The following is a 23,581-nucleotide window of genomic DNA, read 5'->3' as shown; positions in this document are numbered from 1 at the left end:
TCGTGCAGCGGATCGTCGACGCAGTGCGGGCAAACGTAGCGGTCCCGGCCGCCCCCCTGCGAGACGAGCTTCATCGGCCTCCCGCATGAGGGGCACGCCTTCCGGATCGGATGAAGCACCGACATGTCGGTTTCCCTGCCGCTACCAGCTTAGTTCCGCTCACAGCGCGAACACAAGCGCTTGTCGGAAATTGTCCGGCGCCGCTCACGTTGGTGCAGGCCGATATCTTGACTCTCCAGCCTCGGACGTACTCAATTCCTGCGGTCGGTGATGTTGCGGGGGTGCGTCATGGAGCTGGAATTCTATCAGGGTCTCGCCCATCGGGTCCGGACCCTCGCCGAGAAGGCAGACCCGTTCACCAGGCGACGCCTGCTGGATCTCGCCATGCGATACGACGCCAAGGGCGGTCCGACCTCGCGATCGGGAGCGACCGAAAGGCCGCTGCCGGCACCACGCACCACGCCGCCGTCTTCGATCTTCTCCGGGCCTGGCGAGGCCTGACGAACCTCGGTCGTACGCCGCCTTAGCGGACTACTTGGCCGGCAGGTGTAGCGGGCTGCCCGCCGTCTCTCCAAGGACGGGTCAGCCAACTCATCGAGGACATTCGGCGGCGTCGAGCGAGAAAGTGCCGGCTTTGACGTCAGGCCCGAGTCTTATCGGCCTTTCGATCCTATAGAACGCTCGGTATCGCTAAGGCCAATTCGTCGGCCGAGATCTCAATCGCATGGTGCGATGATGCGCCGAGCCTCTCGAAGCGTTTCCTGACGCAATGGTCGATCAGCTTCTCGACGATCTTGCGCTCCTTGGGCGGGATCGAGAATCCGAACATGCGGTTCGTGTCGTGGATAGGCTGCCCGAAAATGATCCTCTTCCCGTTCAGATCGCCGATCTTCTTGACGCGGTATACGCCGCCGATTTCCGCCGGCTTCGTTGTGTCGGCGTAGAGCCAGAAGCTGACGACGAACGTTCCCAGGGACAACGTCCAAGATTTGCCTTGGTCGATGTAAAACGGATAGTCGTCGCCATAGTGCTGAAGCTCGGCTGCGGAATAGATGGGAGGGCGCAGAGCCTTTATCGCCGTCCACGTCTCCTCGTACTGCTCGTTACAGCGCTTGAGAGACGGCTCGATGAGCGCAACGAAATGGATTTTGAAATGGGCGAGCAGCGCTGGCGCCATGGTTAGCAGGGTCAGAAACGTCAGAGAAGACTGAGGCGGCGGAGCCGACTTGAGGATTTCCTCGTCCACATCCAAGGATTCTTCCTCGTTCCAGAGGACATCGAACCACTTGCGGGCGGCGGCGACCGACGTTGCATCGGAAATGGCGGCTTCGAGGTCAGACAGTTTCTTTAATCCTCGGTTGGAAGCATTGGCCGAGCCAACGACGACAGTATGGGGACCGAGGTAAACCTTGGAATGCAATCCGTTTCGGGTCTTGATCCTCGTATTGTTGCGACGGAGGAGACGTTTGAGCTCGTCCGGATCGCAGAAACCGCTGTTCAGATCACACAGGATGCGGACGGGTGCGGCGGTATCGAGGAGCTTCAGTTCATCTGCCATGCCGCGACCCCAATATGCCACCGCGAGGTCGATGGACGCGGACTTGGCGTGGGTGACGGAGGAGTTGATCGCATCGAGGATCTTGGGGCCGAAAAGGAATTCAGACATCGTCGTCTCCGCGAATCTCCGGGTGACGACATGAAAGATGCGCCCCAGCGTCGGAGATAAGGTCGCGATTGGCTCACGTCGTCAAGGGACGCGCCAGCGCGACCTGCTCTGCGGCTCGATCAGCCCGCCGCCTCTTCCGCAATCGACAGGTCGTCTTCGGTCAGCTTTGTCTCGAGCCGCAGGCTGTTCAGCCTGGCGCTGCGATGCCGAAAGCTGGTACCGCGCATCAGGACGAACCTGAACCGCCCGGCGATTAACATCTGCAAGATCGGCGTCAGCGCGTCCCAAGGGATTCCGATGTTGCCTGAGATGCCGTCGGGACGGGCGGCCAGCGACCCGAGGGCGACCGGCTCGAGCTCCTTGCGGCGGTCCGTGATGAGCTCCGGGGACGGTAACAGCGAGATCTCGACCCTGTCGGACTGCAGCCCGGTCGGCTGCAGCAGCCTGCCCCGGACCTGGAGGTGGCGGAATTCCTGATACGGGTCGATGGGGCGCCGCTCCGCGTTGAGCGAGAACGAGTAGCCCCAGTCCCAATCCTCGATCGCCACGATGTAGTTGACGATTTCCTCGCGCGGCTTGCGCCTCCGCCTGGTCTTCCTGACCGCTTTCGGCTTCGGCTCAGCCATCGCAAGCCCCGCATCACCAAGGACCCAACGAAGCTAACCGAGTCGCTCCCGTCCAGAAACCGGATCAGGCCGCGCCCGCCTCCGCCACGATCTTGCGCAGGATCGCGAGCCGCCCCTCCGGTCCGGCGAGATCACGGGCGGCCTGTTCGAACTCCATCCGCTCCATCTTGGCGAAGCCTTCCCACCAGTCGGGAGCCCAGCGCTCCTCGATGACGTTGCCGAGAACGAGGATGAAGTTCGCCTGCACGAACTCGTTCTCACTCAGTCGGTCGCGCAGCACGGGGACGGCGCCTGCCGCCTCGCCTACGGCGCCGATCCTCGAGGTCTCATCCTGCTGCGCCTCCCCGATCTTCTCCTCGATGAAGTCCAGGAGGTCGAGAACGGCGGCTGCGAATTCGGTTCGTCTGGATGTCATGGCAGCTGCTCCGTTCACGATAGGCTCGGGGACGGAATAGGCGCCGAAAGTTTCTCATGGGTCTCATTCCCATCGACACTGGCAAAATTTGGCGACAGAATTCGTCTCGTAGAAAGCTTATGATGTCTCGTCATTGATGCCGGACATTTCTCGCAGCTCCCGTCTTGACATGGGAGGCTTCTTTCCCGACGAGCAATTCGAGATAGCGACCTCATTTCCTCGGGAATTTAGAGATTGCGATGACCACAATGAGGCTCAACAAGACCTGAAAAACTAGCCACAAAACGAGTGTGTTCACAGCCACTTACGCGATCGAGTCGTTTTCAAAGCGAAAAACGGGGTGATCGAGTCGTTCTTAAAGTCAAAACCGAGTCGTTTTCAAAACGCGGGGTCGTGGAATATCAATACGATAGCCGAGTCGTTTTCAAAGTGGCCCCACACTCGCTTCGCGAGCTTCGGCTCGGCAAGCCACCCGAGTTCTATCGTAGCGAAGTGAGCAAGGGCTGCCTCGCCGAAGCCCGAAGGGCGGAGGCGGGCTGCAAGACATGCTCATTGATGCGCCGCCAGCCGTCGTGAGTTGAGTGTCACGATAATCCCCGAACCGCTTATACGAACCCCGTATTCACGACCTTCCACGGCGGACCGGCTCTTCGACCAAAGTCTGAACCGTTGTCATTCTGCTTGTGCACTCCCGTAAGTTGCGAAATGATCCAGGACGGGAGCAGAAGTGCAAAAATTTCTCATTGCAGTTTTGACAATCTTGAGCGTCGCCTTGAGCGCGAGTCTTGGGGTCGTACTTCACGAACCCCAAGTCTCTACAATTGAAATAGACCGAGATCGGGCCGCTCTCTACTCACAGATATCGACCACGCAAGAGGAGAGTGAAAAGTACGGACCGGGAATTCTGAAAGGATTAATCGAGCTTCGGCTGGCGATCTCGCGAAATACGCTGGCCATGCTCGATCAAAAACGCACCTCCTTCGTCAGACGTATCGCTCTGGATTATCGGCTGGACGGCCGACCGGTTCATGACGCATCGGACCAAGAACTAGGCATGATCCTTGAAGAACTTTCGCAGGCAGAGAAGAAGGCTGCCGCCTCCAAACTAGAGGCAGCGAGATATTCAGGCGGACTAATTCACGTCATGTCTCTTCTAAAGGCAGAGACTGATGAACTGAGCGTATCTCAGCTTAGGTTGAAGTTTTACTCCGCGAAGCACGGGATACCGATGCCGCTCCCAGACCTCACCGATAATGCGACTAAGCCAACTCAACCACCGGGTAAGGTTGTAAAGGATCGCGACGCGCTATGAAGTATACTTGGAGGCCGCTTTTCGCTCTGGCATTGGCAGTATCGTGCCCCGTCTCGCCTACGCAGGCACAGTCGCCTACAGCCGATGCTCCGATCGGCCTAGTCTGGGGAAGCTCTCAGACGGAAGTCCAAGCCAAAGGTATAGAGCTTAAAGAGATCGAAGGAACGGACTTTGGAAAGAGCTATCTCGCCTCGAAAATGGACAAGGCGCTAGCTGACCAAAGCGCCGCTCTATTGTCGTTCGGATTCAACGACAAGCTTTGGCGCGTCCTCATAACCAGCCGCCCCTTTAGTGACGATCCGGCAGGAAGCGCTATTTCTGCCCGCTACACCGAGTTGGCGAGTCTTCTGTCAGAAAAATATGGCAAGGGGACTCAAGTTCACAGGCTTGGGGAGTCGATTTATGGCCAATCCGGCTACTTTGTAGCAGGCATACGAGGCGGTCAGTCAAAGTGGTTTACGAACTTCGACACTCCCAATCTCTTCATTCAACTCGGCCTCACGGCCAGTGATAGCTCCACAGCGACGTGGCGTCTGATTTACGAGAACAAATTCTTTCGACGAGACTTTGAGGCATCGAAACGCTCGCGCGAGAAAGGCACACTATAACTTACGACCAACTTGGACCTCCTCGGCCCAGAGTTGAGCCTCGTCTATTTCAGACATCGAACACTCCCATCTGCCCGACGCGCACCCTCTTTGCCCCTGACCGTTTTCATCGACCGTGCATCTAACAGCTCTGCCAGCACTTAACCTGGCCGAGATCATGAGGCCAGAGAGCTTTCAGTGAGATTCAACAATGTCGATTTTTTCACCGCAGGAGCAAACTTTCCTCGCGCGCCACGGCTTCTCCGAGGAAGATGTTTATGATGGACGCGGCCAGGGAAAGCGCTGGCGAGAATACAAAGCGAAAGAGGCTGGAAAGATACTGATACTTACCAGCTCGCCGTGTCGGGCCGAGGGGCATTTCATACGGACACGCGCCGGGCACTGCGCTCAGTGTAAGCCGGCGAACATTGGTTTCACGGCGAGAGAGTCTGCATCTGGTTACGTGTACATAGCAGGATCGCTACTGGGTCGAGTAATCAAGATTGGCGTTGCTGGAGATATGGGCCAACGCGCACGTCAGCTGAATTCCGAGCGATACGGCGGCCACGGTGATTGGTCGGTTCTGATACATGTATGGGTAGACGACTGTGGCAAAATCGAACGCACCATATCGGATAGAATAAAAGGTGAGCGCGTCTACGCGACGTATTGGAAAGATGGACTAGAGCAAACCGCGAAGGAAATGATTCAGTGCTCGTTCAGCACCGCATTCAAAGCCTACACCGAAATTGTTGGCAGCATCGTCAATGAGCAACGCTATTTGGCTCAGTGGCACGAGTATGAGTTTTCATCGTAGCAGAAGTGATATAGTGGACTGCCAACATGAACTTTCTGTCAACGTGGATTGAAAGCGCGAAACAGTGGCAAACTCTGATCGCGTCCTCCATTGCGATAGTCGCTGCGGGAGTTGCGTGGTACAATACGTCTCGAACATTGAAGGCGAACGCCGAACTCGAAACTAAACGTCGCTCGCAAAAGCACGCCGCGTTAAGGGCAATTCTTCCACTATCCCTTAGTGTTATCAGCTCCTATTGCTCGCTCACGATGCGTGGACTAGAGGAGCTTTGGGGTGAATGCGTGGATGGTGCACTACCGCACAATCTCAATGTCGAGCCAACCTTCCCCGAACTGCCAACCGAGACGGTGAAGGCATTTGCTGACTTCATCGAATACTCCGACGCGTTGGATACTTCATTATTTCGGCGGATGTTGGCGCGCATTCAGGTAAGTCGCGCCCGGATAGCTGAAGTTGTAAGAGTTATTGAACAAGGCGACGAGGAGGCGATGATCTTAGAGATCAACATTGAGGAATACATACTAGATGCTGCCTCCATCTATGCTGCTGCTGCCGCTGCTTTCGATTATGGTCGCGAGAAAACAGATACACTTCCTAAAGAACTTACTTGGGATCAAGTGCGATCCTCCCTAAGAAATATGAAAGTATGGGAACACGACGCCCAACGATTGTACGCAACCATCGAACGGCGAGAGGCAGACGGGGCTTCTCCCTAGATCACCACCGACTCTATCGAATGCGTAAGATCCGAGAGTTAATTGCACTGCTAGCTTAATTCTGGGGAACGCGAACGTGCGCGTGCCGGGCGGCGCGAACACCCGGGCGGTGGCAGAGCCTGCGATCTATTGCGAGCCGGCTCTTGCCGCATTTTCCAGTGGACCGGCTGATTTTGTTGGTGCCAGACATGGTCAGGATCGCGACACTCCCCTCTGCGACGCGCGATGTCCGCGAGCGCATCCAGCGGCGGATGTGTGGCGCCGCTTCGGCCTCTCTCATGTCGGGACTGATGATGCGAAAGCTTCTGGCGATTTTGCTGATCTCGTGCTGGGCCGGTTTGTCTTACGCACAAAAGGCCGACCTCATTGTCACGAACGCAAAGCTCGTGACGCTCGATCCCGCATCGACGATCGCGCAGGCTCTCGCAGTCCGCGACGGCAAGCTCGTCGCAGTTGGCGGCAACGATGCCGTGGAAGGCCTGATCGGGCCCGCGACGCGCCGTGTCGACGCAGGTGGACGCACAATCATTCCGGGATTGATCGATTCCCATATTCACGCCGTGCGCGCCGGCCTCACCTACGCAACCGAGGTCAACTGGATCGGCGCAAAGACTATCCCTGAGGCCATGGAACGCTTGCGCCAGGCGGCACAAGCGCGCCCGGCGTCCTGGATCATCGTGGCCGGTGGCTGGAGCGAATTGCAATTTGCGGAGAAGCGGCGGCCGACGCTCGCCGAGGTGATGTCGGCCGTTCCTGACAACCCGGCTTACATCCAGCTGTTCTATTCGGCGGTGCTGATGACGCCGAAAGCGCAGCAAGCCCTCGGGATCTCCGCGGATCAACTGCCGGCCGGTATCACGGCCGCATCGGGCGACACCACGGGCTGGCTCAACGGCTCCATCGTCAGCATCTCCGCGCTGTTCGATCGGCTGCCTCGGCCGAATTTCGACGAGAATGTCGCCGGGACCCGGCAGTTCTTCACGGAGCTCAATCGTCTTGGCGTGACCGGGATCGTGGATCCCGGCGGCTTCAGCATTTATCCCAGCCATTACGCCGCCCTGCAAAAGCTCTGGCGTGAGAAATCGCTTTCGGTTCGGGTTGCCTTCAGCCTGTTCGCCCAGAATGTCGGCGCGGAATTCGAGGAGTACAAGGCTCTCACGCCGTTCCTGCCGATGGGATTTGGCGACGACATGCTGCGGTTCAACGGACTAGGCGAGCGGATCACCGGCGCCATGTACAACAACAATGCGCCCGACGCGGCCGCCAAGGACAAGTTCCGCGAGATCATTCGCTGGGCGGCCAAACAAGGGCTGACAGTCACCATCCACTGGCAGGACGACAAATCCGTCCATCACCTCCTGGACCTCTATGACGAGGTCAACAAGGAGACGCCGCTCGCGCCACTGCGCTGGTCGATCGCCCATCTCGACAATACCTCGCCCCAAACGCTGGCGCGCATGAAAGCCCTCGGTGTCGGCTGGACCATGCAGGACGCGATGTATCTCGGAGGCGACCGTATCGTGGCGCAGGCCGGCGAAGCTGCACGCAGCATGCCGCCCATCGCCACGGCGTTGCGCATGGGGGTCCATGTCGGCGCCGGCACGGATGCGCATCGGGTCGCATCCTACAATCCGTTCGTGGCGCTGCAATGGATGCTCGACGGCAAGACCGTCGGCGGACACTCGACGCGCGGGCCGGACGAAACACCCAGCCGCGAAGATGCCTTGCGCCTCTACACCGTGGGAAGCGCGTGGTTCTGCTTCGACGAGACGCGGCGCGGCACGCTGGAGACCGGCAAGCTCGCCGACTTCGCAATTCTCGATCGGGATTTCATGTCCGTCCCCGTCGAGCAGATCGGCGCTACGGCGTCTCTGTTGACCGTCGTGGGCGGCAAAGTCGTCTACGCAGCGGATGTTTTCTCGGGCGCAAAATAGAAGCTGGAAGCCTGCCGTGCTGCTCCGCGGCTCAGGCGATGGCTTCGGCACGCCCGGTCATGGTCCGCAGGCTGAAGGCCGCGAGCGCCAGCGCGCAGACGAGGTGCCAAATGACGCGGGGATCGACCAGGCTGCCGATGGCTGCACCGAAACCTATTGCGACGATGGCCCAGCACAGGCTGGCGACGAGCGATAACCGTGCCACGGCGGTGTCTTCGGGCCGACCGGCACGAACCAGATTGATCGCGGAGGTCAAGCCGGCGGCCAGGCTTCCCGAGAGAGCCCAAACCAGTTCGGTGCTCCCGAATGGGAAGGATGCGATCGATCCAAAAGCGTGAAGCCCGGCCCCGATCAAGAGCAGAATTGCGAAAATCCGGTCGAGCGTTGATGCCTTGACCATTGGCAGCTCATCTCCCCACGACGCTGAACCGATTTCTACATTCCGGAGCGTTGTTGCCGGCCGGCCACGACAGCTTTCGTGCCACGGTCAGATCCACCCCCCGATGCGGCGGCTAGATAGTTCAACTTTGTTCCACGTGCAATAGCCAACGGGTGGCGGCGGCCTCGAAGGCCCATCCGCACCGGGCGGTGGCAGACCTGTGATCTGTTGCGGGTCGGCTCTCGGGTCTTCGCCTGCGAACGAAATCTGGTTTTGAAGGGCGACACCTTGTGAACGCGTAGTGCGGCGCCAGCCTTTTGAGGCTATGACGGTGTGGCCGAGGCTGTCGGCGCCCGTCTGGATGATCGCCCCTGCCGAGCCCTCTCAACCGGTGCGATAGTTGACCGCTCTCTCGCGGCAGGAGACTTCCCATGACCAGTGAAAAAGGCCCGAACATCAAGAAGAAGCAGAAATGCAAGAACTGCGAGGGCAAAGGCCTGCTCAAGAAGGGCGACAAGGTGGTGAAGTGCCAGCGCTGCAAGGGCACGGGCGTGCGGTGAGGACGAGGTGACGCCGCCCGGCCGCGCTAATTCGTGCAGACCCCGCCGGCAAAGTGCTTCTCGACGATGTACTTCGAATGCACCACGATCGGCTCGACCAGCTCGAAGTCAGTAGCGCCGCCGACGTAGAATGTGCGGTCGGCGCCCTGCATGCGGGCGAGGTCGGCATAGATGCCGGTCTTGATCTGGTCCGGCGTGAAGTGCTGGAAGTAGGTGAATTCGTCGAACGTGTGCCAGCGCGGCTGGCTGGTGTCGATCGTGCCGCCGAGCAGCTTGGTCAGGCGCTTGACCTCAGCAATGACCTCGTCGCTGGTCTGCTTGTCCCTGGGGCGGGTGTAGAACTGCGTGAACATGTTGCCGCTGTCCTGAAACTGCCGCGCGACCGCCCACGGCGTGCCCTGCTCGGTGAGCGGCAGCACCGGCGCGACCGGCGCATCCATCTTCATGTCGATCCAGAATGTCGTCATGCAGTACGGATTGATGTTGATCTCGTGATTCACTTTCTGCTCCGCGGCATTGGGAGCAAGGCCGAGCTGCGCGAACACGTCCGTCGTCAGCGGACAGGCGAGCACCAGATAGTCATAGAGCTTGCTGTCCTTGACGATCTTGAGGTCGTTCAGATCCTGCTCGGGATATTCCATGTCGATCCGGACGCCGGCCGCCGAACGCTCGATTTTGGTGATGTTGACGTTGAGCCGGACGTTGAGGCGCCAGGACACCCGCTCCCACAGCCGCTGGAATCCGTCGGTGAAACGCCGCGGCCAGCTCCCGATGATCCAGTTGACCGGGCCGTGCCCGAACACCATCGGAAAGAACGTCCGAACCGACATGTAGCGCAGCGCGTAGGGCGTCGCGATGTCGTCGAGCTGGCCGTAGCCCATGATCGTGATCGGAAACTGGAACAGCGTTGCCAGCGGCATCAGATCCTGTCTTGCGAGCCAGGACTTGAAGTCGACGCAGAGCTCGGGGCGCTCGTGGATCTTGTCGAGATAATCAGGCGCGTCGATGACGCCGCTCAGCTGCCAGCGGATATAGAGATATCGAACCGCCGCCCAGAGGAAGGTCCACAACGAGATCGTGGACTTGGTGTAGGGGTCGTAGAGCACGGCCTCCATGAGCGATCGGTACGTGAAGCTGTTGCCGTCAGGCGCGATGTCGATCGAGGTATAGGGCTCCTCGGCATAGGTGGTCGCGCCGACCTCCTCCGCGATCTCCAGCGTCTCCTGGTAGGCCCAGGTGACGTAGTTGGCACCGAGGTCATAGCTCATGCCGTCGACGGTGAGACTCTTGCAGAGCCCGCCGATCTGGCCGAGCTTCTCCAGCACCGTGACGTTGTGAAACCCGTTCTTCGACAGGAACCATGCGGTCGACAGGCCCGCCGGGCCCGCGCCGATGATTGCAATGGTCGCGTGGCAGTCGACGGCGTCGATGCGGGTCATGAGGTTTCCAGGGTGAAGCGCGGATGTGTCGGGCCGACGCCGGGACGGTGATGCCGTGACGCGGCAGCGTCGTTCAACTTCAGATCGACCTTTCGCCAGCATGCATACTGCTGGTTTTCCGGGCGTGGCGCAAGCTATGGTTGTGATCAATTTGGCAATCCCGCAAGCGGGGCCATCTCGGGGACGCGCTCGCTCGCGACGGACGTGCACCGCATCCGACCTCCTCGATTGGCACTTCCTGCGGCAAGGCGCGTTGCGGTCTTTTCGAGGGAGGTGCAGATGACCAAGACCGACACGCACGGCGTAAAGACCGGGACATCGCCGACGGGTTCGGCGGCGCTCAACCCCGGGGATGAAGCCCCGCGGGGCGCGCGGCGATTGAGCCAGCTGTGACTCGTGATCGCGGCTTCATTGTTCCAGCAACGAACAGCCTGCCTCCGTGTTTTCCGGATGCGAGACACAATGAGGCGCGCCATGGCCAGGGTTCCCGGACTGAAGCCCGACGACTTTCCCATCGAAGCCGACAAGGACAAGCTCAGGACCCACAAGGGCGAGCCGGTGGCCTCGGCCGAGTCTGAGAAGATCGCGGATCAGATCGCCGAACGGCTCAACGAGCATGCCCACCAGGAAGAGCAGGATCGTTGGTCGGCCTAGGCCCCTCGCCTTGCCGACACCATTCCGGAAATAGCAACGGCCGATAGGAACGGCTTTGTAGGAACGACCTGGGGCCGTCGCGTATTGGGCCGCGCCGGGTTCTTGCGATTCCGGCAATGGCGGCCCCGGTCCGAAGCCCCGCCCCCGGGCCACAGGCCGGGGCCGCCTGATGGAGGACTGCGCGAGACACCATGGAGGCGCCCACACCAGGGATGCAAAACCCGCTTCGACAGGCGCGGCTTTACGGCTACCTGATCGAACGCGAGGGCGCGCTGTTTCATCCCGGCGGCAGCCACCCGCTGTGCAGCGCCGGCATGACGCGACGCATGATCGAGGCGGGCTGGCTGGTGAAAGCCGGCGACCGCTACGAGCTAACGCCGCAAGCGCAGGAACGGATCGCCCCGGGCGCGATGAGTTCGGGATGACTCATCGTCGCTGTTGCCGGATTTGCGCTGCCCCGCAGGAACAGGTGCGTCCCCAGATCTTTGCCTCGGCACGGCATGTGACGACGTCAAGCAAAGGAGCGGACATGAAAAAGCTGGTTCTCGCAGGGCTCGTTGCGGCTCTCGCATTCCCCCCTTCCGCATTTGCGCAAGGCGGCGCGGGTGCGTCCAGGACCGGGTCGAGCATCGGCTCCTCCGGCACCGGCGGCACGACGGGAGCAGGAGCCTCCGGCCTCAACACGTCATCGGACAACAATGGCGGCGGCGCGAACGCACCGGCCAAGTCCTCCACGGCGCGGCCAGGCGACAACGACACCAGGCACACCCAGGGCGGCCAGCAGGCCATGCCAGGTTCCGGCTCCACCGGAGCGAACCGCAAATAGGCGCGCCGCGAACGATGTCACCCCGCCAGTGAATTCCTCGTCGCGCGAAGGATATCGTCCGACAGCTTGGGATCGTCCACGGCGCGGGCGAGCACGAGGGCGCCGACCATTGAGGCGGCGGCTGCGAGCGCCTTGTCCTCGCGCTGGCGTGGCTTCAGCGTGGAAGCCATCCGGCTGCTCAGCAGCGCGATCGTGCCGCGCACGCCGGCGGTGAAGCGCTGCCTCAGGCCGCTGCCTTGACGCGAAACCTCACAGGCGAGCGCAGCGAAGGGGCAGCCGGCGGCGGGATCGTCGCGATGCCCCGGCGAGAGATACTGCGAAAGATAGTCCTCGAGCGCGAACGCCTCGGGCAATTCCTGGCCTTTGGCCTTGATCGCATGGGCCACGGCTTCCTCGACCAGCCGCTCCTTGGAGCCGAACTGACTGTACAGGCTGCCGTGCGTCATCCCGGCCGCCTCGGCGAGCGCGTCGACACCGACGCCGGCGATGCCGCGCTCCCGCAGCAGGCGGGAGGCGGTCTCGAGAATATGCTCGCGATTTTTGGCGGCCTGTTCCTTCGAGACGCGCATGGGGACAATCCTCGGATACGGGGCTTGACTTTTATAATTACGATCGTCATGTATATCAATAGTTACGATCGTAATCAAACGATTTCACGCCCTTTAGTGGCGCCGGAGAGGCATTATGAACAGGATTACACCGAAGATCGCGCTGGTGACCGGCGCCTCCTCAGGCATCGGCCAGGCCACGGCGGAGCGGCTCGCCAACGCCGGCTACAAGGTGTTCGGCACCAGCAGGCGGGGCGCGCAGGGGCGCAAGCAGGCGTTCGAGATGCTGGCTCTCGACGTCACCAGCGATGCATCGGTGGAAGCCGCCGTCGGCGAGGTGATCCGGCGCGAGGGCCGCATCGATCTGCTGGTGAACAATGCCGGCTTCGGCGTTGCCCCTGCCGGCGCGGAAGAGAGCTCGATGGAGCAGGCGCGCGCGATTTTCGAGACGAACTTCTTCGGACTGATCCGGATGACGCGCGCCGTGGTGCCGCACATGCGGCGCAATGGAAGCGGCCGCATCATCAATATCGGCTCGGTGCTCGGGTTTCTGCCGATGCCTTACGGCGCGCTCTATGCCGCGACCAAGCACGCGGTGGCGGGCTATTCGGAATCGCTCGACCATGAACTGCGCACGCGGGGCATCCGGGTCTCCGTGGTCGAGCCCGCCTACACCAAGACCCCGTTCGACGCGAACTTCATGGAGCCCGACGCCACGTTCGACGAATATCGCGAGGCGCGCGCCGGCGTGACCAAGCGGGTGAACGAGGTGATGGCGACGGCCGAACAGCCCGGCGTGGTGGCCGACACCGTGCTGAAGGCCGCGAGCGCGGCGCGTCCGCAACTCAAATACGCGGCCGGCAGCCTTGCAAAGCGCCTGCGGTTTCTGCGTCGGTTTGCGCCCGCAGCCCTGGTGGATGCCGGGATCCGAAAGGATTTGCGGCTCGACGCGACGGCGGCGCCGCAGCCCGCCCGCACCGCGCGGGCTTTCTGACGGCCGCAAGCTTGCTGTTGCGAAGAACCTTCGGACCGAGAGGAAAAATGAAAGCCCTCATTTTCAAGCGTTACGGCAAGCCGGACCAGATCGCGTTCGCCGAGGTCCCGCTGCCGACGCCCAAACCGAACGAAATTCTGGTCCAGGTTCACGCCGCGGGCTTGAACCCGATCGACAACATGATTCCGAAAGGAACGTTCAAGCCGATCCTCAAGTTTCAGCTGCCGGCCACGCTGGGTAGCGATCTCGCGGGCATTGTCGTCGAGGTCGGAAGCCGCGTGACCCGCTTCAAGCCGGGCGACGCCGTCTTCGCCAGCATCTTCGACCACGGCACCGGCGCTCTCGCCGAATTCGCGACCGTGCCGGAGGATGCCGCCGCGCTCAAGCCGCCGAATCTGGACTTCGTGCACGCGGCCTCGATCCCGATGGTCGGCCTGACATCATGGCAAGCTCTTAGGGAGCACATACGTCTCAAGCCCGGCCAGAAGGTGTTCATCCCCGCGGGCGCCGGCGGCATCGGCACATTCGCGATCCAACTCGCGAAATATCTGGGCGCCAAAGTCGGGACGACGACCAGCACTGGAAACATCGATCTGGTGCGCAGCCTCGGGGCTGACGAGGTGATCGACTACAAAACCCAGCAATTCGAGGCGGTGCTGCGGGATTACGACGCGGTGCTGGGTACGCTCAGGGGCGACGCGCTCGAGACATCGCTTCGTATCCTGAAGCGGGGGAGCAGGATTGCTTCGCTGGTCGGGCCGCCGGACGCCGCGTTCGCGCGCGCCCGGGGAATGAATGTCTTCATGGTGCTGCTGTTCGGATTGCTGAGCCGCAAGATCATTCGCCACGCCGGCAAAATGGGCGCGGACTATTCGTTCGTGTTCGTGCACCCGGACGGCAGGCAACTCGCCGAGATCGGCGAACTCCTCAAGGCGGAGCGCATCCGGCCGGTGATCGACAAGGTCTTTCCGTTCGAACAGGCGAAAGAGGCGCTGGCCTATCTCGAAAAGGGACGAGCCAAGGGGAAAATCGTCGTCCAGATGAGATGAGGGCGCGGATGCGCCCCGCGCGCATCGCCTCAGTCCCAAACCCGCCATAGCTCCGGCACGCTCTTGAGCCCACACCCTCATTCATCGTCATTTCGAAAACGTAGACGCGTTTTCGGATACGCACGATCGCGCGTGTCGGCCCTGATGCAATTCCCCGCACGGTACCACATCATCGTTGCAGCGCTCTCATCATTCAGGTGATCGCATCGACCGGCCCGCGCCGGAGCGACATCATCGGCATCGGTCATGACCGCTGTTTCGAGACCAGTCGCGTTGCAGGCCCAAGCATGGGAAGATGGAATCCAGATGTCACAACCTGACGAGTCCGCGCCGATGGCGGACATTCCGTACAGTGAGCGGACCAAGATCACCATCGAGCGCAAAGGCCACATCGTGCTGATCGGCATCAACAGGCCCGGCATCGACAATCGGCTGGATCCGGAGGCGACGGAAAACCTGGCGAGAGCCTACTACCAGTACGATCGGGATCCCTCGCTGCGTGCGGCGGTTCTGTTCGGCTACGGCGAACGCTTCTCCAGAGGTGTCGATGTCGACGCCTACAAGGCATTCGCCCAATCGGGACGGACGATGATGGAAGGACCCGGCTTCATCGACCCGCTCGGGCGAACCAAGCCGGCGCTCACCAAGCCGCTGATTGTCGCGGTGCATGGCGACACCTGGAATATGGCCCACGAGATCTTCCTCGTTGCGGACGTCCGCATCGCATCGGAAGACACGGATTTCGGCCAGGACGAGAACACACACGGCCGCTTTCCCGGAGGCGGTTCAACCGTCCGCTTCCCCCGAGAAGCCGGCTGGGGAAATGCCATGCGGTTCATTCTCACGGGCGATCATTGGGATGCGAACGAAGCGCTCCGGATCGGAACGGTTCAGGAGGTGGCAGCAAACCGCGACTCCGCCCTCGCGAAGGCTGTCGAGATCGCCGAGAAGATCGCCGCATGCGCTCCCCTCGGCATCAAGACCTCCATGGCGTCCTCGCGCCTTGCGCTCGAAGACCCCGAGACCGCGCTTGCCAAGCTTGGCGACCAATATCGCGCGCTGCTCACGACGAGGGATTTCCAGGAAGGGCGGGATGCCGAGGCGCAGAAGCGTCCACCCGTTTACGAAGGACGGTGAGAGCTTCACCCACTCTCACCCCTCCACTCTATAGAGCCTCCATTTTTCCGGGACGCCCTTGAGCTGATGCAGGCCGTGATCCCTGAAGCGGATCTCGGACTGCGTCGTCATCAGCTCCTTCACCGCGCCGGAGACCAAGACTTCACCGGCGCGCGCCTTTGCGGCGACGCGGGTGCCGATGTGGAAGGCGAGGCCGACCGCCTCGGTGCCGCTCACGGTGTATTCGCCGGCATGCAGGCCGACCCTGATCTCGAGACCGAGCGTACGCACGGCCTTCTGAATCGCGGTCGCGCAATTGATTCCGGCAGCCGGCGTCTTGAACGTCGCCAGCACGCCGTCGCCCGTGGTCGTGACTTCCTTGCCGCGCGAGCTTTTCAGCTCCTTGCGGACCGCCGCGTAATAATGACCCATGATCTTGGTCCAGCGGGCATCGCCGAGCTTTGCGGCTTTTGCGGTGGAGCCGACGATATCGACGATCAGGATCGTGGCGAGCGCTCGCTTGAGCTCGGTGCTGCTCGCGGCCCCGTCGGCGCCGGAGCACGATCGCGCCGACGAGCGGTTCATAGCGATGGTTGCGGCGCCGCGCGATCGCGGCCTTGGCGTAATCCTGGGCCCGCTGCGCGCTGCCGCAGCGAATTGTCTTCTGCTGCGGCAGACGGGTCCAGTAGACCTTTCGTCCGTCACCGGCACCCTGGACCTCCACGGCGCCCCATTTCAGGAGGATCGCCGTGCCGACGCGCCGGACGCACCACGCCTTCGACGTGTAACCCGATACGTTCGACTGATGGAGTCCGATGCGGAGGAATTTTGGCATGAACGTGCGGCCGATCGATGACACGCTTGGATGAAACGCTTGGGCGGCTTCGCCCGAGCGTAGTCACACAATCCTGCGTTGGCAACAGGACTCGAAGCTCGCCCGCTGCGTAGCCCCGGGGGCGTCCGTCATCTTCAAAACGCAAAGAGCTCGATCGGATCACTGAAGCCGCGCACTTCATATTTTCCGACATGCTCCAGCTCGAACTCTCGCTCGACCAGCTCGGCAAAGTCGCGTGACAGCAACACTTTCTTTCCCAATTGCTTGGTCAGAGCTTCGAGCCGCGAGGCCATGTTCACGGCGGGACCGATCACGGTGAAGTCGAGCCGGGTGGACGATCCGATATTGCCGTACATGACGTCGCCGACATGGACGCCGATGCCGTAGTTCAGCGGCGCGCGGCCGGTGCCGTTGTTGCGCGCGTTCAACGCGGTCATGGCCTGACGGGCTTCGGTCACGGCATGCAGCAGGTTTGGGCAGGCCTCGGGCTCGCTCAGCGGGAAGATCGCGAGCAGGCCGTCACCGATGAATTTCAGGATCTCGCCGCCATGCCGCGCGATCGGCTCCGACATCGCGTCGAAATAATCGTTGAGCAGATCGATGACGTCGTCGCGCGGCCAATTGTCGGAAATCCTGGTGAAGTCGCGCAGATCGCAGATCATGATCGCGGCGCGCACCGTCGTGCCGGTGCCGCGCCGTGTGGCGCCGGCGAGGATGAGCTCGCCGGCATGGGAGCCGACATAGGTCTCGAGCAGCGTCCGCGCCAGTCGATTCTTGACACGGATCTCGCTGACCAGCGCCAGCACCGGCAATAGGTTCTTGAGGGCGGCGACGTGAGCGTCGTCGAACCCGCCGGGCCGGTTGGTCGCGAAGGTGACGAGATGGCGCTTGCCGAGCGTGTGATAGAGCGGCCAGGCCACATAGTCGGTGAGGCCCTGCGCGCGCATCTCGCGGTAGAGCGTGTGCTTGCGGCCGAGCGCGGGGTCCCGCTCGAGATTTTCGCGCAACTCGGTCGCGCCGTCGAACATTTCGCTGGCGGGACTGCCGATGAATTCGGACCGCTCGCGGACGTCATGGTCGACCCGTGCAATCTCCGCCTCGCGCATGCCGTCGGACCACATGAAACGGGCGCCCAGCCATTGCGGGTGCTGGATCAGCACGTGAAGCGTCGACCGCGCCAGCGGAATGCCGGCCTGCTGAAGCCGGATGCACATCTCCGCAAAGATATTGTCGATGAAGCGCTCGTCGCGCGTTCCGTTGATCAGCCAATCGACGACTCCGTCGGACAGCGTGGCGGATTTCTTGTCTGGCGCGGTCATATCTGCCCGTTCATATCGTGGCCACCCACATCGTGCTTTGGGCGGCGGTCTGCATCAGGGCAGATATCGTGCTCCGGCGCGACGGCGTCAACCTAGCCAGTTGCACGGATTGTACGCAGTGCTCTGATGGGCGGGAACGCTGTTCAGCCGACGACCTGGATAGAGCCCAGCACGGCCAGTCCCGAGACGAGCGCAAGCGTCGACACCCCGGTCAGTTCGACTTTCGAGGTGTTTTCGTGCGAAATCGAAAAATCCGTGCCGTCGAGACGGATGCCGCAGTCGCCGCGCGCCGCATAGATGAGATGCGTGCCGGCGGACAATCGCCGCTCACCGGGCTCCCTGAGCGCTTCGAGCTCAAGCGCGACCGCACCGCGCCGGCCCATCAAATTCACAACTTCGACTGGCCCTTCCTCGAGCCTGGTCACGATCTCGAGCTCGCCGGTGAAGCGCACCGTGGTGAACGGCTCGCGCTCGTCGAACTCCTGGGTGGGCGACTTCAGCACCAGTCCGCGCCCGCCGACCACCATCTGCAAACGGTCGATGCCGGGCATATGGGAAAACGGCCCGGGCGCCACGATCGGCGTAGCCGCGAAGCGCCACAGCAGGCTGTCCCAATCCTTCGCTGAGGAACCAGCGCGATGGGCGTCCGCAATATCGGTGAAGATGCCGCCGCCGTTCTTCCAGGGCGAGCGGGCGTAGTCTTCGGATTTCAGCAGTGTGATTTTCATGTCTCGAGGTAGTCCGGGAGCGCAAGAGGGCGGGTGCCAGTTGCGTATCATGCAGACGGGATCGTCGCCAGCTCTCGTCCGTCAGCACGCCAATCTTTCGCAACTACTTCGTCGTCAGTGCCGCGACCGGGCGCCACGCAACATCAGGCGCGCTCTCAACCAACTGCCCGCAGCGATCGCGCATCAGTTCAGCCGGACGATCCGGGCCGCGCATGTTCAGCACGGCTTCAAAATCAGCAAGTGCAGCCGCAAACCGGCGCGCGCGATAGTTCGCGAGGCCCTGTTCATAGCGGACGATCCAATCGAGCGTCTCGTCGCCGCCGCCCTCCCCGACGAGTCCGACCAACTCGTAGACCGCAAACCCCTCCTCGCGTCCATACACGGCGATGCTGTCGATCTCGCGCGTGATGATGGCGCTACGTGCGAGACGTTCGGTCGCTTCGCCAATGAGGATTTGCGTGCCGTAGGATTTGTTGGCGCCCTCGAGGCGGCTCGCGACGTTCACGGCATCGCCGATCACGGTATAATTCAGGCGCAATTCCGAGCCGATGTTACCGACCAGCATGCGACCGGAATTGATGCCGATGCGGATCTGGAGCGGCTGGCCGAGATCGTCGGCAAGGCCCGACGCCGCGATGGCCCTGCAACAGCCGAGCGCCGCGCGGCAGCAGCGCAGCGCGTGGTCGGCCTGCGGCTGCGGCGCGCCCCAGAACGCCATGACGGCGTCGCCGATGAACTTGTCGATGGTGCCGCCATTGGCGACGACGGCCTCGGAGGCGAGGTCAAGATAGCGCGACAACAGCGGCACGACACGGTCGCCCAGCCGCTCGGACAGCCCGGTGAAGCCGGCGATGTCGACGAACATCACGCTGAGCTCCTGCATGCTGCCACCTGGCCTTGCCTCGACGCCCTGGCGCAACAGCGAGCGGACCAGATCGGCCGGGATGAATTTGCGAAACGCCGACAGGCCGGCCGCCATCTCGGCGATCGCGCCCGACAGGCTCGCGATCTCCTTGAGCCGCGACGGATGGCGGCGGACCTGCTCCAGCGCGAAGGCTTCGACATGACGCAGCTCGCCGACGACGCGCGACAGCGGCGCGGCGATGACGGAACGCGCCAGCATCGCCGAGGCCAGCGCCGCGAGTACGGCGCCGATGGCAAGGCCGAGGATCAGGCGGCGCAACGTCGTCTCGACCGGACCGAGGAACTCGGCCTCGGGGATCACGGTCGCGAGCGACCAGCCGGGAAACGGCAGCGGCGTCAGCGCCACCTCGTAAGCCGCACCAGCTGACGTCAGCCGGTTTCGCCAGGCTTCCTTGCGGCCATCCTCGCCCGCCTTCACGAGTGCCATCCGCGCCAGCGGTAGCAGCGTCGTATCGCCCTTCGCGGCGTGCAGCTCGTCGGCATCCTTGTCGGGCGCCGCGATCAGCTCGCCACTGCCGTCGATGATGAAGGCCGTTCCGGTGCGCCCGACCTCGAGCTGCGACAGGAAGCGCGCGAGCCTGGTGTACTCGATGACGATGGCGAGGACGCCCTGCCGCTCCTGGTAGACGTCGATCGGACCGGCAAAGGCAATCGACGGCCGCTCGCCGGTCGGATGGTCCATGACCTTGAACCACTCCGGCTCCCCGGCCGCCAGCCCGGTCTTGAACCAGGCGCGATCCGCGACGCGAAAATCGGTCGGCTCGAAACGGCGATTGGCGAATTCGATGTCGCCGGGAACCACATCGTACTCGTCGATGCGGCGCTGGCCGGCATGATCGGTCAGCGATATCTCCATCATCTCCAGGCGGCGGTCGCCGAGCTTGTGCGCGGCGAAGAAGGACCCGTCAGGCCAGCCGAAGGCGACCCAGGAGATCGTCGCCTGCGATTGCAGTTGCGACAGGAACACGAATTCGCGCTTGTCGGCGTCGCGGGTGTCGAGCACGTTCTGCAGGAACAGGGTGCGGATCGCGGTGTGGGCGGCACGCGCCTCGTCCACGATCGCGGCAACCTCCTTGCGGACGGCGGCCACGATCTGCTCGTTGATGGTCGATGCGAGCTGCCGGCTCGCCGCCTCCGCCGTGCGCCACCACAGGAGGCTGGAGAGAGCCGCGGTCAAAAGGATCGCGGTCAGGACCAGCGCCGAGACGGCGAGCCGAATGCTGACCGTCAGCTTCGCGATCTCGCGCAGGTGCCGTCCGGGATTAACATTCATCGCTGTTTCCGTTCTCCGGCAAAGCGGCGACTGGCCACCTCCTGTTACCGCTCTACGCGGAACGCGTGCATTCGTTACCTCTGGCAGGCACCGCGTGCCGCCGCCAATGCTCTCCGGCTAAGGTCTCGATAGAGACTAGGCATTGGATTGACCGACCCGTCACCCGCCAATCTGATCCAAGCGCACAGCCGTGCGCCGATCTGACGGCCTCACGAACTCGTGACCTGCTCGATCAGTAACGCGAGCCGAGTGCGAGACGAACCGGACAATGCGCTCTTCGCTTGCCAAGCGATGCCATCTCGAAAGGAGAATTCGATGTCTGCCAAACTTGCCGTGACCACGCTTGTTCTCGCCGGCGCCATGTCGACCGCACTCGCGACCCTGGCCACTGCTGCTCCGCTGACCAAGGCCGAGGGCGATGCGGCCGTCGCGGCCAAGAAGGAAAAATGCTTCGGCGTCGCACTGAAGGGCCAGAACGATTGCGCGGCCGGACCGGGCACGACCTGCCAGGGCACCTCGACCGCCGACTTCCAGGGCAATGCCTGGAAATTCGTCCAGGGCGGCACCTGCACCAGCATCGAGCTGCCGGGCGGCAAGAAGGGCTCGCTCAAGCCGGTCTGACGCGCGGCCTCGCGACCGCGACAACAGGGAAGAGCGGAGAGAAACCATGACGACGGCCATCGCGCCTGACATGTCTGCGGTGCCCCTCCGCTATTCCGCCCCCATCAGCGGCGTCGCCGGGACCAGCTTCAAGCCGGAACACCTTCAGGCGATCCTGGGCGCGAAACGGCAACGCGGCTTCTTCGAGGTCCACGCCGAGAACTACATGGGCGCAGGCGGACCGCCGCATCGCGCGCTGGAAGCGATCCGCCGCGACCATCCGCTGTCGCTGCACGGCGTGTGCATGTCGATCGGCGGACCGCAGCCGCTCGACAAGGCGCATCTGGCCCGCTTTCGTGGACTGGTGGCGCGTTACCAGCCCGCGCTGGTATCCGAGCATCTCGCCTGGTCGACGCATGAGACCAGCTTCTTCAACGATCTGTTGCCGCTGCCTTACACCGCAGCCACGCTCCGAAACGTCTGCGATCACATCGACCAGGTGCAGGACGCGATCCGCCGCCCGCTGCTGCTGGAAAACCCGTCGACCTATGTCGCCTTCCGCGAATCGTCGATGAGTGAGACGGATTTCATCCGCGCCGTTGCCGAACGGACCGGTTGCGGGCTGCTGCTCGATATCAACAATGTATTCGTATCCGCGACCAATCACGGATTCTCAGCACTCGACTACCTCGCGGACTTTCCGCTGGCGCGCGTCGGGGAGATCCATCTCGCCGGCCATGCCGAGCAGGCCGACGACGAAGGCGATCTGCTGCTGATCGACAGCCATGACGGCCCGGTCGCGGACGCCGTGTGGAAGCTGTACGAGATCGTGGTCCAGCGCCGCGGCGGCGTGCCGACGCTGATCGAGTGGGACAGCAAGATCCCGGATTGGCCGGTCCTGCGGGCGGAAGCGGCCGCTGCGCAGGCGATCCTCGATCGTTGCCGCCCGGCCGGGTTGACGGGAGATCGTCATGCCGCCTGAGCCTGACCTTGGCTTTGCCGCAGCCTTTGCACCGGCGCTGCTGGACCCGGTGCGTCCCGCGCCTGAGATCGTGACCGGCCCGAACGGCAAGGCACCCGGCAAGCGCTACGACGTCTACCGCAATAACGTCACGGTCAGCCTGATCGACGCGCTCGCCGCGATCTATCCGGCGGTGCAGCACATCACCGGCATCGACTTCTTCCGCGCCATGGCGCGCTTCCATGTTCGCCAGACGCCACCGATCTCACCGCTGCTGTTCGAGTATGGCCGCGACTTCCCGGCCTTCATCGCGCAATATGAACATGCGCAGATGATGCCATGGCTCGCAGATGTCGCACGCATCGAGCGGGCCTGGCTCGATGCCTATCACGCCGCGGACGCGGCACCGCTGTCGCCGGCGCAGCTTGCAGCGGTTGCGCCGGAGCGGCTGGGCGATCTCGTTCTCGTGCCGCACCCGGCAGCGGGAATCGTGCGGTCGCAATTCGCGGCGGTGACGATATTCGCAGCCAATCGCGACACGTCGCCGGTCGGGCGCATCGACGCTGCGACACCGGAGGACGCGTTGGTCACGCGCGCCGAATTCGATGTCGTGGTCCGGCATCTGCCGCCCGGCGGAGCCGCATTCGCGAGCAGCCTGATGTCGGGTCGGCCGCTCGGCGAGGCCGCTGCACGCGCGCTGGACGCGGCGGCCGACTTCGACATCGCTTCGAACATCACCGGCCTGATCGAGGCGGGCGCCTTCACCTCAATCGCTTTTGGAGACGTCTGATGATCACGGACCAACGCATGCAGGCGGGCGGCGGCCTCCCCTTGCTCGGGCTCCTTGTCGACAAGGCCAATCATCTGGTGCAGACCATCGCCTCGCCGTCGGTCGTTCAGCTCGTGCTCCGCGTCGCGCTGGCGGTGCCGTTCTGGCGTTCCGGCATGCTCAAATGGGCAGGCTTCCTCAGGCTCAACGACACCGCGGTGACGTTGTTCAGCGACGAGTTCATGCTGCATCTGCCGGGCGGGCCCTATCACTATCCGGCGCCGACCGTGATGGCGTTCCTCTCCGGATGCGGAGAGATCATGTTTCCGATCCTTCTCCTGCTCGGCTTCGGCACGCGGTTTGCGGCGCTCGGACTGCTGTTCATGACCGCCATCGTCGAGCTGACCGTGCCTGACGGCTGGCCGATCCACATCACCTGGGCGGCGATGGCGCTCGCCATCATGGCCTACGGGCCGGGACGCGTCTCGCTGGACCACCTGATCTGCCAAGCGCGCGCCCCCCGGCCATAGGCGC

Annotated in this window: 26 protein-coding genes and 1 pseudogene; 17 read left to right on the top strand and 10 right to left on the bottom strand. The window is 62.6% G+C overall.

Annotation, left to right across the window (positions count from 1 at the left end):
* Positions 1-288: 288 nt before the first annotated feature.
* A complete protein-coding gene (locus tag BRA471DRAFT_RS09120) occupies positions 289-501 on the top strand; it encodes a hypothetical protein (RefSeq protein ID WP_007606456.1) in 213 nt (70 codons plus the stop codon).
* A gap of 169 nt (positions 502-670) precedes the next feature.
* Here BRA471DRAFT_RS09120 and BRA471DRAFT_RS35720 read toward each other — a convergent pair whose 3' ends face one another.
* The 3 genes from BRA471DRAFT_RS35720 to BRA471DRAFT_RS09105 form a co-directional block, all read right to left on the bottom strand.
* The gene (locus BRA471DRAFT_RS35720) at positions 671-1,666 is read right to left on the bottom strand and encodes a phospholipase D-like domain-containing protein (RefSeq protein ID WP_007606454.1); all 996 of its coding nucleotides are present in this window, start codon (positions 1,664-1,666) and stop codon (positions 671-673) included.
* A gap of 119 nt (positions 1,667-1,785) precedes the next feature.
* Positions 1,786-2,292, bottom strand: coding sequence for a hypothetical protein (locus BRA471DRAFT_RS09110; RefSeq protein WP_007606452.1), 507 nt, complete (start codon positions 2,290-2,292; stop codon positions 1,786-1,788).
* Between the two features lie 64 nt (positions 2,293-2,356).
* A complete protein-coding gene (locus BRA471DRAFT_RS09105) occupies positions 2,357-2,707 on the bottom strand; it encodes a hypothetical protein (RefSeq protein WP_007606451.1) in 351 nt (116 codons plus the stop codon).
* Between the two features lie 727 nt (positions 2,708-3,434).
* On the opposite strand from BRA471DRAFT_RS09105, the gene BRA471DRAFT_RS09100 reads away from it, so the two are divergent.
* From BRA471DRAFT_RS09100 to BRA471DRAFT_RS09080, 5 genes are all read left to right on the top strand, one after another.
* On the top strand, positions 3,435-4,019 hold the full coding sequence (locus tag BRA471DRAFT_RS09100) for a hypothetical protein (protein WP_007606449.1): 585 nt from the start codon (positions 3,435-3,437) through the stop codon (positions 4,017-4,019).
* On the top strand, positions 4,016-4,627 hold the full coding sequence (locus BRA471DRAFT_RS09095) for a hypothetical protein (RefSeq protein ID WP_007606448.1): 612 nt from the start codon (positions 4,016-4,018) through the stop codon (positions 4,625-4,627). The genes BRA471DRAFT_RS09100 and BRA471DRAFT_RS09095 overlap by 4 nt, the downstream gene beginning before the upstream one ends.
* Before the next feature lie 190 nt (positions 4,628-4,817).
* Positions 4,818-5,423 (top strand): GIY-YIG nuclease family protein, encoded by a 606-nt coding sequence (locus tag BRA471DRAFT_RS09090; RefSeq protein WP_007606447.1) that lies wholly within the window; start codon positions 4,818-4,820, stop codon positions 5,421-5,423.
* Positions 5,424-5,449: 26 nt separating this feature from the next.
* Entirely contained in the window at positions 5,450-6,139 is a 690-nt protein-coding gene (locus tag BRA471DRAFT_RS09085) for a hypothetical protein (RefSeq protein WP_007606446.1), read from the top strand.
* A 188-nt stretch (positions 6,140-6,327) separates the two neighbouring features.
* Complete coding sequence (locus tag BRA471DRAFT_RS09080) at positions 6,328-8,073, top strand: amidohydrolase (RefSeq protein WP_157234036.1); 1,746 nt, start codon at positions 6,328-6,330, stop codon at positions 8,071-8,073.
* Between the two features lie 31 nt (positions 8,074-8,104).
* Here BRA471DRAFT_RS09080 and BRA471DRAFT_RS09075 read toward each other — a convergent pair whose 3' ends face one another.
* Positions 8,105-8,473, bottom strand: coding sequence for a hypothetical protein (locus BRA471DRAFT_RS09075; protein WP_007606444.1), 369 nt, complete (start codon positions 8,471-8,473; stop codon positions 8,105-8,107).
* Between the two features lie 410 nt (positions 8,474-8,883).
* Between BRA471DRAFT_RS09075 and BRA471DRAFT_RS39965 the strand changes: the two genes are divergently transcribed.
* Positions 8,884-9,012, top strand: a complete 129-nt coding sequence (locus BRA471DRAFT_RS39965; protein ID WP_007600646.1) for a hypothetical protein — start codon at positions 8,884-8,886, stop codon at positions 9,010-9,012.
* 26 nt (positions 9,013-9,038) lie between these two features.
* Here the strand turns inward: BRA471DRAFT_RS39965 and BRA471DRAFT_RS09070 are convergent, their stop codons facing one another.
* Positions 9,039-10,451, bottom strand: coding sequence for an NAD(P)/FAD-dependent oxidoreductase (locus tag BRA471DRAFT_RS09070; RefSeq protein WP_007606440.1), 1,413 nt, complete (start codon positions 10,449-10,451; stop codon positions 9,039-9,041).
* A 474-nt stretch (positions 10,452-10,925) separates the two neighbouring features.
* Here BRA471DRAFT_RS09070 and BRA471DRAFT_RS09065 point away from each other — a divergent pair, with 474 nt between their 5' ends.
* The 3 genes from BRA471DRAFT_RS09065 to BRA471DRAFT_RS09055 all read left to right on the top strand — a co-directional run bounded on the left by BRA471DRAFT_RS09065 (position 10,926) and on the right by BRA471DRAFT_RS09055 (position 11,931).
* Positions 10,926-11,105 (top strand): hypothetical protein, encoded by a 180-nt coding sequence (locus tag BRA471DRAFT_RS09065; RefSeq protein ID WP_007606438.1) that lies wholly within the window; start codon positions 10,926-10,928, stop codon positions 11,103-11,105.
* Between the two features lie 191 nt (positions 11,106-11,296).
* Positions 11,297-11,530: a hypothetical protein gene (locus BRA471DRAFT_RS09060; RefSeq protein WP_007606436.1), complete on the top strand. Its 234-nt coding sequence runs from the start codon at positions 11,297-11,299 to the stop codon at positions 11,528-11,530.
* A 104-nt stretch (positions 11,531-11,634) separates the two neighbouring features.
* The gene (locus tag BRA471DRAFT_RS09055) at positions 11,635-11,931 is read left to right on the top strand and encodes a hypothetical protein (protein ID WP_007606434.1); all 297 of its coding nucleotides are present in this window, start codon (positions 11,635-11,637) and stop codon (positions 11,929-11,931) included.
* 17 nt (positions 11,932-11,948) lie between these two features.
* Here the strand turns inward: BRA471DRAFT_RS09055 and BRA471DRAFT_RS09050 are convergent, their stop codons facing one another.
* Complete coding sequence (locus BRA471DRAFT_RS09050) at positions 11,949-12,500, bottom strand: TetR/AcrR family transcriptional regulator (RefSeq protein WP_007606427.1); 552 nt, start codon at positions 12,498-12,500, stop codon at positions 11,949-11,951.
* Positions 12,501-12,615: 115 nt separating this feature from the next.
* On the opposite strand from BRA471DRAFT_RS09050, the gene BRA471DRAFT_RS09045 reads away from it, so the two are divergent.
* The 3 genes from BRA471DRAFT_RS09045 to BRA471DRAFT_RS09035 all read left to right on the top strand — a co-directional run bounded on the left by BRA471DRAFT_RS09045 (position 12,616) and on the right by BRA471DRAFT_RS09035 (position 15,659).
* Positions 12,616-13,473, top strand: a complete 858-nt coding sequence (locus BRA471DRAFT_RS09045; RefSeq protein WP_007606425.1) for an oxidoreductase — start codon at positions 12,616-12,618, stop codon at positions 13,471-13,473.
* A 47-nt stretch (positions 13,474-13,520) separates the two neighbouring features.
* Positions 13,521-14,522, top strand: a complete 1,002-nt coding sequence (locus BRA471DRAFT_RS09040; RefSeq protein WP_007606422.1) for an NADP-dependent oxidoreductase — start codon at positions 13,521-13,523, stop codon at positions 14,520-14,522.
* Between the two features lie 306 nt (positions 14,523-14,828).
* Positions 14,829-15,659, top strand: coding sequence for an enoyl-CoA hydratase-related protein (locus BRA471DRAFT_RS09035; protein WP_231171065.1), 831 nt, complete (start codon positions 14,829-14,831; stop codon positions 15,657-15,659).
* A 15-nt stretch (positions 15,660-15,674) separates the two neighbouring features.
* On the opposite strand, the pseudogene BRA471DRAFT_RS09030 reads toward BRA471DRAFT_RS09035, so the two are convergent.
* From BRA471DRAFT_RS09030 to BRA471DRAFT_RS09015, 4 genes and pseudogenes are all read right to left on the bottom strand, one after another.
* A pseudogene (locus tag BRA471DRAFT_RS09030) lies at positions 15,675-16,473 on the bottom strand (adenylate/guanylate cyclase domain-containing protein).
* A 134-nt stretch (positions 16,474-16,607) separates the two neighbouring features.
* Complete coding sequence (locus BRA471DRAFT_RS09025) at positions 16,608-17,792, bottom strand: adenylate/guanylate cyclase domain-containing protein (RefSeq protein WP_007606418.1); 1,185 nt, start codon at positions 17,790-17,792, stop codon at positions 16,608-16,610.
* 143 nt (positions 17,793-17,935) lie between these two features.
* The gene (locus BRA471DRAFT_RS09020; RefSeq protein WP_007606415.1) at positions 17,936-18,520 is read right to left on the bottom strand and encodes a HutD family protein; all 585 of its coding nucleotides are present in this window, start codon (positions 18,518-18,520) and stop codon (positions 17,936-17,938) included.
* Between the two features lie 103 nt (positions 18,521-18,623).
* Positions 18,624-20,717: an adenylate/guanylate cyclase domain-containing protein gene (locus BRA471DRAFT_RS09015; protein WP_007606413.1), complete on the bottom strand. Its 2,094-nt coding sequence runs from the start codon at positions 20,715-20,717 to the stop codon at positions 18,624-18,626.
* A gap of 315 nt (positions 20,718-21,032) precedes the next feature.
* On the opposite strand from BRA471DRAFT_RS09015, the gene BRA471DRAFT_RS09010 reads away from it, so the two are divergent.
* Genes BRA471DRAFT_RS09010 through BRA471DRAFT_RS08995 form a run of 4 tightly spaced genes read left to right on the top strand, consistent with a single transcriptional unit; the run spans position 21,033 to position 23,577 of the window.
* Complete coding sequence (locus BRA471DRAFT_RS09010; protein ID WP_007600627.1) at positions 21,033-21,338, top strand: DUF2282 domain-containing protein; 306 nt, start codon at positions 21,033-21,035, stop codon at positions 21,336-21,338.
* Positions 21,339-21,384: 46 nt separating this feature from the next.
* Complete coding sequence (locus BRA471DRAFT_RS09005; RefSeq protein WP_007606411.1) at positions 21,385-22,299, top strand: DUF692 domain-containing protein; 915 nt, start codon at positions 21,385-21,387, stop codon at positions 22,297-22,299.
* On the top strand, positions 22,289-23,068 hold the full coding sequence (locus BRA471DRAFT_RS09000) for a DNA-binding domain-containing protein (protein WP_007606409.1): 780 nt from the start codon (positions 22,289-22,291) through the stop codon (positions 23,066-23,068). The genes BRA471DRAFT_RS09005 and BRA471DRAFT_RS09000 overlap by 11 nt, the downstream gene beginning before the upstream one ends.
* Positions 23,068-23,577, top strand: a complete 510-nt coding sequence (locus BRA471DRAFT_RS08995) for a DoxX family protein (protein ID WP_007606408.1) — start codon at positions 23,068-23,070, stop codon at positions 23,575-23,577. The genes BRA471DRAFT_RS09000 and BRA471DRAFT_RS08995 overlap by 1 nt, the downstream gene beginning before the upstream one ends.
* Positions 23,578-23,581 lie beyond the last annotated feature (4 nt).

This window comes from Bradyrhizobium sp. WSM471 (assembly GCF_000244915.1).
In the GTDB taxonomy this organism is placed as follows: Bacteria; Pseudomonadota; Alphaproteobacteria; order Rhizobiales; family Xanthobacteraceae; genus Bradyrhizobium.
This window is presented reverse-complemented; position numbering and strand designations above follow the sequence as displayed.